This is a genomic window from uncultured Shewanella sp., from assembly GCF_947491715.1.
In the GTDB taxonomy this organism is placed as follows: domain Bacteria; phylum Pseudomonadota; class Gammaproteobacteria; order Enterobacterales; family Shewanellaceae; genus Shewanella.
In genome coordinates, this window is the sequence record NZ_CANLKR010000071.1 from 1 (window position 1) to 9892 (window position 9892).

Here is a 9892-nt window from a genome sequence, read left to right on the forward strand (position 1 = left end):
CTCCCCAGACTGGACTCGAACCAGTGACATACGGATTAACAGTCCGCCGTTCTACCAACTGAACTACAGGGGAATCGAATTCAACCGACTCTTTGTGAAGACGGAGCGCATAGTAAATCGCTATGTGAATAGAGTCAACTCGAGTGAGAAAAAAAAGTGTAATTATGCTGTTAACTGCTCATCTAATCTCCATAAAGGGTAGGGAATCGCCATATTTGTGATTTTTTTATTCAAAAACTTAATATTGTTTATGTTTTGATTAAAGTTAACTGTGAGGGGGAATTGAGTTGTCGACAAGCATAATGGACTGGGAAGGGAGATAAGAGGTTATGTTTGTTTAAATAATCGAAGATAAAATAAATTGATAAATGAGATTACTATGTCACTAGAGAGGGGTGGCGTATCAGCTTACTTTAGATGAAGCGCTATTGAAATATAAGAAGGTATATTAGACGATTGTATCGAGATATTTTCATTTGTAATAAAATAACAAATGGGGGTTAGCGGCTCCATCGAAAAATGAGGTGGCCGGAAATGCCCACAGAATAAGGCATAGAGTGACTTATCCACTAAATCTGTGGATAACCCTGTGGGTGATATCATTTCGTCTTGTTCTAAGGCCGATGTGACTTGAGTTTTACGTAAAATGCATTATTTTTGACATGAAATTTTACTTGTTATTTTTCAGTGGTGTACGAAAATCAATCGATATTGGTATGCAAAAACTATTTTGTTGTGTAAAAGTCATAAACATTTAGCAAACGCTTGTGTATTAAACGATGATCCTTACTGAATTGACAGCCTATTTTTCCCTTTTTAGATTGCATCTCAGGCCTGTATTAAAGTTTCATTTTATTGATATAAAAATGTCATACTTTAATGTTATTTGTTTTTGCATTTCTAAGACGAAAATCGATAGCATTATTTTTAAATTTACTTATGGAGATAGCTTGGATTATGAGGGAGAGTCGCTTAAAATCTTTTGGCGTCTTATTTAAGGAAATGAATCAGTGTCGGATCCCGTATTTCAGTTAGTGTCACCTTATTCTCCTGCAGGAGATCAACCTAAAGCCATCAATCAGCTTATTGAAGGGATTGAAGCGGGTATTGCAAGCCAAACCTTACTGGGTGTGACAGGCTCAGGTAAAACCTTTACTGTGGCAAGTGTGATTAAAGCGTTAGGCCGACCGACCATCATTATGGCACCGAATAAAACGTTAGCTGCCCAGTTATATGGTGAAATGAAAGAGTTTTTTCCCCATAATGCCGTTGAGTACTTCGTCTCTTATTATGATTATTATCAGCCTGAAGCCTATGTGCCTTCGACGGGAACTTTTATTGAGAAAGATGCCTCAGTTAATGCCCATATAGAACAAATGCGTTTATCGGCAACTAAAGCGTTATTGGAGCGTAAAGATGTGATTTTGATTGCGTCTGTTTCTGCGATTTATGGCTTAGGTGATCCTGACTCTTATATGAAAATGTTATTGCACCTGCGAGAAGGTGATTTCATGGGGCAAAGGGATATATTAAAGCGCTTAAGTGAATTGCAATATACTCGTAATGATATTGAATTGCAGCGGGGGACATATCGCGTAAGAGGAGAAGTGATAGATATTTTCCCCGCCGATTCCGATAAAGAGGCGATTCGAGTTGAACTTTTCGATGATGAAATAGAAAGGCTGAGTTTATTTGATCCGTTAACGGGACATATTCTTAAACGTTTAGCTCGAACAACAGTATACCCTAAGAGCCATTATGTTACTCCTAGAGAGTCCGTTTTAGCCGCTGCTGAAGCGATTAAAGAAGAACTAAGAGAACGCAAACAGCAGTTGCTTGATAATAATAAGCTGATAGAGGCACAAAGGATCACTGAGCGTGTGCAATATGATATTGAAATGATGGTTGAATTAGGTTATTGCTCAGGCATTGAAAACTACTCCCGTTATCTCTCTGGTCGAGCAACAGGTGAAGGACCGCCAACTTTATTAGATTATTTGCCGGATGATGGCTTGTTAATTCTTGATGAGTCCCATGTGACTGTGCCGCAAATCGGGGCGATGTATAAAGGTGATCGTTCTCGTAAGATGAATTTAGTTGAATATGGGTTTCGTTTACCTTCTGCACTGGATAATCGCCCGTTGAAATTTGAGGAGTTTGAGGCGTTAATGCCACAAACGATTTATGTGTCTGCTACGCCAAATGAATATGAGTTAATGAAAAGTGGTGATGATATTGCTGAGCAGGTGGTGAGACCGACAGGGTTACTGGATCCTGAAATTGAAGTCCGTCCAGTTTCGATTCAAGTTGATGACTTGTTTTCCGAAATTACTCAAAGGGTTGCGGTTAACGAACGTGTATTAGTAACGACGTTGACTAAGCGCATGGCTGAAGATTTGTCTGAATACTTAGATGAGCATGGGGTCAAGGTACGATATTTACACTCAGATATTGATACGGTTGAGCGGGTAGAAATTATTCGTGATTTACGTTTAGGTGTGTTCGATGTGCTGATCGGTATTAACTTACTGAGAGAAGGGTTAGACATGCCTGAGGTTTCTTTAGTGTGTATTTTAGACGCCGATAAAGAGGGGTTTTTACGTTCTGAACGCTCTCTTATTCAGACTATTGGCCGAGCGGCACGAAATATTAATGGTAAAGTGATCCTCTATGGTGACAAGATCACTAAGTCAATGAAAAAAGCCATTGATGAAACAGAGCGCCGCCGAGCGAAACAGCATCAATTTAATGTCGATAATAATATTACCGTTAGAGGGGTGACGAAAACCATCACAGATGTGATGGATGTAGGTGAAGCTTCTGTGTCATTCGCGTCTAATAAGCAAAGGAAAGTGGCTGAACCGGCTGCTCAATATCAAGGGCAAAATGTGGCTGATTTAAGCCATGAAATAGATAGATTAGAAAAACAAATGCATGAACATGCTAAAAACCTTGAATTTGAACAAGCCGCTGCGATGCGAGATGAAGTGAAGCGACTGAGAGAAGCCATGATAAAGGCGTGACGTATTTTGTTTTTGAATTGAAAAAAGGGGGGAAGCTCTAATGGGAGTTTCCCCTTTTTTGCGAAAGGCCAATAAGATGCTGCTTATACTGGATTTTTTATGTGCTGCAGTGCATAAATAATCACTGCGCATAAGAGCCCACTTATTAGGCCAATGAGGTGGGCTTCTGTTGCCACTCTTGCGCCGATAAGCTTGACAACTTCGGGGCTTGCACCTTGTATTTGTTCGTAGGCGACCTTAATGATAACGCCTGCTAATAATAGGTAACCGCTCTTAAAACCGACTCGGCAATCTTGAATAACACCATAACTAAATAACCCGTGTAGAACGCCACTTAAGCCCACATAACCTAACAAAGTGGGAAAGAAAAGGTATAACCCTAGGCCTTGTAATAGACACAAGACCAATAATAAAAGCAGTAACCCTATCGATGAATAATGCTGTTTATGTAGTAGTAAAATAGCCCAGAGGCCGGCTAGATTCATTGCTAAATGCCAGTCATTTGTGTGAAGTAAATTACCTGTTATTAAACGCCACCATTGGCCTTGAGCGATCTCAAGTCGTCGATAAGCCAGTAGCGTGTCTTGATGGATAAAAAACAAGCCAATACACAACAGGCTAATGAATAGTGCAACCCCATAGGGGGATTTGAGCTTTTTGGCTACCAAGGGGGAGATTAACAGATTCATTTAGCAGCGAGGCGCTGTAATACCGCCTCTTTGTTATCTAAATAAGTATGTAAACCTCGGTTTCTGAGTTCACAAGAAGGACAAGTGCCGCAGCCATTTCCAATAATACCGTTATAACACGTTAGTGTTTCATCTTTAATCAGTGTTAAGGCGTGATATTTATCGGCTAATCCCCATGTTTCCGCTTTATCAAGCCACATTAGTGGTGTGATTAATGTTAAGTCATAATCCATACCTTGGGTTAACGCCTTTTCCATTGCTTTGACAAAATCATTGCGACAATCTGGGTAACCAGAGAAATCGGTTTCACAGACGCCGGTAATAACGGCCTTGGCGCCTATTTGATAAGCATAGATACCCGCGAGGGTTAAAAACAAAATATTACGGCCAGGTACGAAGGTATTGGGAAGCCCATTTTCCATTAGTGTATGGGATACTGGAATATTGTCTCGGGTCAATGAAGAAATCGCTAATTCATTGAGTAAAGAGACATCTAAAATTTTATGACTGGCTAATCCTAGCTTTTTACCTAAGGATTGTGCTATTTCGATTTCTTGGCGGTGACGTTGGCCATAATCAAAAGTAATAGCATGAACTTCATCATATTGTGTCAGTGCTTGAACAAGGCAAGTGGTGGAGTCTTGCCCACCAGAGAAAACAACGATTGCTTTTGAGGTCATTTTTATCAACCAATTTAAGTCATGGATATAGCGTAAGTGTACCTTAATCGTCTTTTTTCATATAGCGATAACAGCCTGTTTCATTCAAGCTGTCATAAAAATATTTTCGTGTTTCACGATAAAACGGGGCAGAGGCTTGCAGCCAAGGAGAAAATCCACTATAAATGCCGCCTAAATAAAATAGAGGTATCAAATGAATTATCCGGTTAATGAAGTTTTTGAGACAATTCAAGGTGAAGGCACTCATACTGGGGTGCCTTCGATATTTGTCAGGCTTCAAGGGTGTCCTGTTGGCTGTGCATGGTGCGATACAAAACACACTTGGGAAGTACTGGATGAGCATAAGGTCTCAAAAAGTGATGTGATCCAAGTGGATGGGACGCTAGGGCGATGGGCAGAGCATAATGCTATATCGTTAATGAATGCGTTTATAACCAAAGGCTTTACGGCTAAGCATGTTGTGATCACAGGTGGAGAGCCTTGCTTGTATGACTTAACATCATTGACCGGTGAATTACATTCAAGAGGCTTTACGACACAAATTGAAACCAGTGGTACATTTGAAATACAATGCTCGGATCATGCATGGGTGACTGTTTCACCAAAAATTAATATGAAAGGGGGGCTTAAGGTGCTTCCTCAAGCATTAAATCGTGCTAATGAGATTAAGCATCCCGTAGCGACGGAAAATCATATTAATGAGTTAGATATCCTATTAAAAGATATTGATTGTACAGATAAAACCATCTGTTTACAGCCTATTAGCCAAAAAAACAGAGCGACAGCATTAGCGATGAAAGTGTGTATTGAACGAAATTGGCGCTTGTCAGTACAAACACATAAATACCTGAATATAGATTAGGGGCTGTTGATCTTTGGTGATGATTTCTGCAGCAGTTTGTGGGGTCTTTATACAAGGCAGAGCTTATGCTGTGTAGTTATTCTACATAAATAAGTGATAACGCTGTAAAAAGGCACCACAAACGCTGTCCTCATTCTTTTATAAAGCAGGATCCGTCTAAACGTGTTTTACTCTTTGTTGTAGACCTCTTTATTAAAGATAAGGGCTTAGAAGACTAGGCTTCACTCACTACGCCGAGATTAAAACACGTTTAGTTCGGACATAATTTAACGACGAAAGATCAACAGCCCCTAGCTTAGCGCTTAATTAAGCCTCACATATTGTTTAGTGCTAGTCCTAAAATAGCTTGGCGCTTTTTTAGGACTAGACACACTGATATTTAACTCAGTTGACCAGTTTGCTCAAATTGCGTTAATTGTGTTTGATATTGCTCAAGAGAACCTATGTTCTTATTGACCCATTGCTGATCATAGTAAGTGTCGAGATAACGTTCGCCGGGATCGCAGATCAAGGTCACAATAGAGCCTTTTTCCCCTTTTCTCTGCATTTGCGAAGCAATGCTCAATACGCCGTAAAGGTTTGTGCCAGTTGAAGGCCCCGTTTTTCGTCCGATTAATCGCTCTAGCCAATTCATTGTTGCTAGGCTGGCTGCATCAGGGACTTTTTTCATATCATCCACGACACCCGCTATAAAGGACGGTTCAACCCGCGGACGGCCAATTCCTTCAATTTTGCTTGCTTCTTTACAGGTCAAACTTAGATCATGGGAGTGGTAGTAATCATAAAAAACAGAATGCTCAGGATCAACAACACAAAGCTGGGTTGCTAATCTTTGATAACGGATATAACGGCCGATAGTGGCAGAGGTGCCACCCGTACCAGGGCTCATGACTATCCACTTCGGGATTGGGTGTTGCTCTTTTTGCATTTGTTCAAAAATAGCATTAGCAATGTTGTTATTGCCTCGCCAGTCGGTGGCGCGTTCAGCAAAGGTAAATTGATCCATGTAATGGCCTTTGAGTTCATCGGCCAGTTTTTCAGATTCAGAATAAATTTGACTGGAATGATCCACAAAATGGCATTTTCCACCATAGAATTCTATTTGCTGTACTTTCTTTTTGGCGGTTTTTGCTGGCATGACAGCGATAAAAGGAAGGCCTAATAAACGTGCGAAATAAGCTTCAGAAACCGCGGTGCTGCCTGATGACGACTCAATAATAGGCGTGCCTTCTTTTATCCAGCCGTTACACAATGCATATAAAAATAAAGAACGGGCTAGACGATGTTTTAAGCTTCCAGTGGGGTGAGTGCTTTCATCTTTGAGATAAATATCGATACCATCAAGTGACGAGATCTCAAGTTTTATGAGGTGTGTTTCTGCACTGCGTTGAAAATCGGCTTCAATTTTCTCAATGGCTTGATTGACCCAAGTATTCGTCACTATATTCGTCCTTTATAACAATAAAAGATAAATAATAATTAAAATGTATTAGTAATGATAGTAAACAAAGTGGATCCGTGGTTTTTTATTATTTTTCATACATAGGTAAAACTTGTTGGATACGTATTTGAAGGAATAAAGCTTATTTATTAACATCTTGGTTGTGACTACTCGAGGTTTAATCTCAAGCATCATATTGAGGGCATGAAAAGCAGGAATATTGACTATGCTTGTATTTTCTTCCTTTAAGGAATAACCGAGTGTTATATGAAATTAGATGTTCGTGATTTTATTATTATTCTGTTGATTTTTAAAGTTTTAAATTGCTGTTGATGTTACGAACAAATTTATTTGATATTAATAATGCTGTTTAAGGAGATTAATATGCCTTTAAGTCGATTGTTATATTCTTTGATGTTTGTTGTGTTCATATTTTTGCTGTGTCTTTTCAGTACACATTTAATCGCCAGAAGCTACTTTATTGATCTTGGTAAGCAAAATGTTTTTGGGGAAAATGCCGTTACGCTCATAGAGCATCCACCATCGGCAGGGGGGGAGCCACGTAGCCAACCAAGTTACACTCAACTTGCCATAGCACCAGGTGATCCCGAATACCTTTATGCGGCAACATTGACACACGGTGTCATAGCCTATCGATATCAGTTATCAGATAGAGTCGAAGGGGGCTTTGATGAAGTGCCCATTAATGCAGTATCACCTTCGGTATTTGAAAGTACACGTAATACACTCAATGGACAATGTAATGAGCCAAATCCGGGACAAACTTCTGGGGACAGTTGTCATGGCTCTATCGGCATTGCCTTCCATTATGATCCCGAAGCAATCAATCACCATACCAGTACGAGGGGAAAAGTTTTCATGTATTTGGCGCCGACCGTTGTGTTACATAATAGTGGCGGCAGTAATTTCTTCCAAAATATTATTCGGCTTAGTGATGATGACGGCGACAGAGTTTGGGGAGAAACCGTTGCTGAAGGCAATGAGGTGGATGAGGTACGACAAGTGATCGCTGACTCTATTAGCGTATCACATCATCAAATTCAACAAATGCATGTAAGTGGTCATTCATTATTTATTTCGTTGGGCTCTCGTGGGGACACTCAAACTAATGAGCATGCTTATACGGCGGCGATATTATTTATTGAAAACTTACTCACGCTTAATGATACTGATACCCATAATCTAGCTTGGTATGACATAGGGGGGCATATAGATCCCAGCAGCTTTGCTAACCATGGTGACTATATCGAGGCGTTGCTACAAGAACACAGTAAAGATGTTCAGGTATTGACTAATACAGAGCCACATAAGATTCGAAATTATGCACAAGGGTTACGTAATCCTTTTGGCTTAGCCACAGATCAATTAGGAAAACTTTACACTTCAATGCATGCGGTCAATGACGCTTCATCAATAGCTTTTCTCTGCCCTAATCAGATGGCCGAAGATGGCACTCCTAGAGATCAGTTTTACCAATTAGTGCCTGGAACAGATTATGGTTGTCCTAAAAGTAATTTGACGGTAGGTGATTGGCGTGATGTGCACAGTACACATGAGAGTGTGCTTCAAGCACTGGCTCTCGGCGTGATAGAACCCGATCCTGATAAACAGGGGCGTCCAGTACTAATGCTTGAATATGAAATGGAGAAGATCCCACCGAGTGGGATTGACTTTGTCACTGCTACAGGTGATTTCTATCAAAGTGCCGTGATGGGGAGTTGGAGCGCTCAGAATGCAGTGTTCTTATTAAATCAGACGTCAGGAGTGTGGTCATTAGATACACTGATTTCAAATGGGCCACATCAGCCCCAGAGTACTAAATTTTTAAATGGAATATTAGATGTGTTGACGGATCAAAATGGCGATTTGCTAATGGCTTCACATCGAGGGGAGTTTGGTGGAAATGTGGGATCAGGGATTTGGTATGTGGATGTGGTTGCGGATCGGGTGAATAATCAACCCCCCTCATTTAGGGACACTAGTATTGTTGATCATACGGTCATGATTGGAGAGTATTTCTCTTTCTTTCCTGCTTGGCATGATGGCGATGAGCAAGACATCATCAACATGTCTTTTTCTATTGTTAATGCGCCAACTTGGCTAAGCATTAATGCGTTAACCGGAGAGGTTTTTGGCACGCCTTCTTGTAGCGACCTAGGTAATACAGAAAACATCTATTTTGTCATATCAGATGGTATGACGACTGCGTCATCGCCTGTATTCACTATTACGGTGGCGGGTGAGTATTGTAACCCTAAAATGGAGCATGGCGTTTTAGCTGATGTGAGTAATTATTGGCAAACAATCACTTTGAGTCAGAGTTACGATAACATGGTGGTTGTAGCAACACCGATTTACACCGTAGATCATGTCGCTATCGTGCCGCGTATACGTAATGCCATTGGTAATCAATTTGAGGTAATGGCACAAGATATTAATCTAACGGGAGAAAATATTTCGGTAAGTTTGAGCTATGTTGTTGTAGAAGAAGGTATTTATACTGTGCAAGAGCACGGTATACAAATGGAAGCTCAAATTGTGATAGCCAACTTAACGGGAAAAAAAGGAAACTGGGAGGCTGAGACGCGAAGTATGTTGAATAATGTTGATTATTTGTCTCCTGTTGTGCTTGGACAGGTGATGACAGAGAATGATCCTGAATTTTCATATTTTTGGAGTGCGAGTCAATCAGGGGTGAAAGATTTGGGATTACCTACCGAGACAGCTTTTATTGCAGGAAAAGGGATCAGTACTCAAACTGGTAGCCGCTCTGAAGAAGAGGTCGGTATACTCATCATTGAGGCAGGAGTTTACAATATGCAGGGACTTAATTTTACTGCGGCGATAGGTGCTGATATTGTGTTAGGTATAGCTGATAGTGGTGAATCGCTTTATACAACAGGTGTTGGCAGTCATGCTATTGCATCAGTAATGGGGGTTGATGGCCGTGATGGTGGTTGGGTTGTACTCAATGGGTTAGCAGGCAGTCCTGAAGGAACCTTATCTCTGAAAATTGATGAAAGTAATACTAAACGAAAACATAGTTCAGCTGAACGAGTAGGTTATGTTTTATTTCATCATTGATTTATTTTTAGAAGTAAATGGTGGAGGGAGAAGGATTCGAACCTTCGAAGGCTGAGCCGTCAGATTTACAGTCTGATCCCTTTGGCCACTCG

General features: G+C 40.5%; 6 protein-coding genes and 1 tRNA gene. 3 read left to right on the forward strand and 4 right to left on the reverse strand.

Going from position 1 to position 9892, the window contains the following annotated elements:
- Positions 1-73 (reverse strand) — tRNA-Asn (locus Q0779_RS23330).
- Between the two features lie 937 nt (positions 74-1010).
- Between Q0779_RS23330 and uvrB the strand changes: the two genes are divergently transcribed.
- A complete protein-coding gene (uvrB, locus tag Q0779_RS23335) occupies positions 1011-3023 on the forward strand; it encodes an excinuclease ABC subunit UvrB (protein WP_298776619.1) in 2013 nt (670 codons plus the stop codon).
- Between the two features lie 83 nt (positions 3024-3106).
- Here the strand turns inward: uvrB and rrtA are convergent, their stop codons facing one another.
- Together rrtA and queC are read right to left on the reverse strand one after the other, a co-directional pair.
- On the reverse strand, positions 3107-3712 hold the full coding sequence (gene rrtA / locus Q0779_RS23340) for a rhombosortase (protein ID WP_298776623.1): 606 nt from the start codon (positions 3710-3712) through the stop codon (positions 3107-3109).
- Positions 3709-4392, reverse strand: a complete 684-nt coding sequence (queC, locus tag Q0779_RS23345) for a 7-cyano-7-deazaguanine synthase QueC (protein ID WP_298776625.1) — start codon at positions 4390-4392, stop codon at positions 3709-3711. Before queC ends, rrtA begins: the two co-directional genes overlap by 4 nt.
- Before the next feature lie 193 nt (positions 4393-4585).
- Here queC and queE point away from each other — a divergent pair, with 193 nt between their 5' ends.
- Positions 4586-5254 carry a 7-carboxy-7-deazaguanine synthase QueE gene (gene queE, locus Q0779_RS23350; protein WP_298776628.1) on the forward strand — a complete coding sequence of 223 codons (669 nt, stop codon included), beginning with the start codon at positions 4586-4588 and terminating at the stop codon, positions 5252-5254.
- Between the two features lie 379 nt (positions 5255-5633).
- Here queE and Q0779_RS23355 read toward each other — a convergent pair whose 3' ends face one another.
- The gene (locus Q0779_RS23355; RefSeq protein WP_298776630.1) at positions 5634-6695 is read right to left on the reverse strand and encodes a PLP-dependent cysteine synthase family protein; all 1062 of its coding nucleotides are present in this window, start codon (positions 6693-6695) and stop codon (positions 5634-5636) included.
- Positions 6696-7079: 384 nt separating this feature from the next.
- Between Q0779_RS23355 and Q0779_RS23360 the strand changes: the two genes are divergently transcribed.
- Positions 7080-9800, forward strand: coding sequence for a putative Ig domain-containing protein (locus tag Q0779_RS23360; RefSeq protein ID WP_298776631.1), 2721 nt, complete (start codon positions 7080-7082; stop codon positions 9798-9800).
- Positions 9801-9892: the final 92 nt, after the last annotated feature.

Bases quoted from the DNA above. Each gene is read 5' to 3' on its own strand.
- rrtA (WP_298776623.1), bottom strand. From the start codon at position 3,712: ATGAATCTGTTAATCTCCCCCTTGGTAGCCAAAAAGCTCAAATCCCCC.
- Q0779_RS23360 (WP_298776631.1), top strand. From the start codon at position 7,080: ATGCCTTTAAGTCGATTGTTATATTCTTTGATGTTTGTTGTGTTCATA.
- queE (WP_298776628.1), top strand. From the start codon at position 4,586: ATGAATTATCCGGTTAATGAAGTTTTTGAGACAATTCAAGGTGAAGGC.
- queC (WP_298776625.1), bottom strand. From the start codon at position 4,392: ATGACCTCAAAAGCAATCGTTGTTTTCTCTGGTGGGCAAGACTCCACC.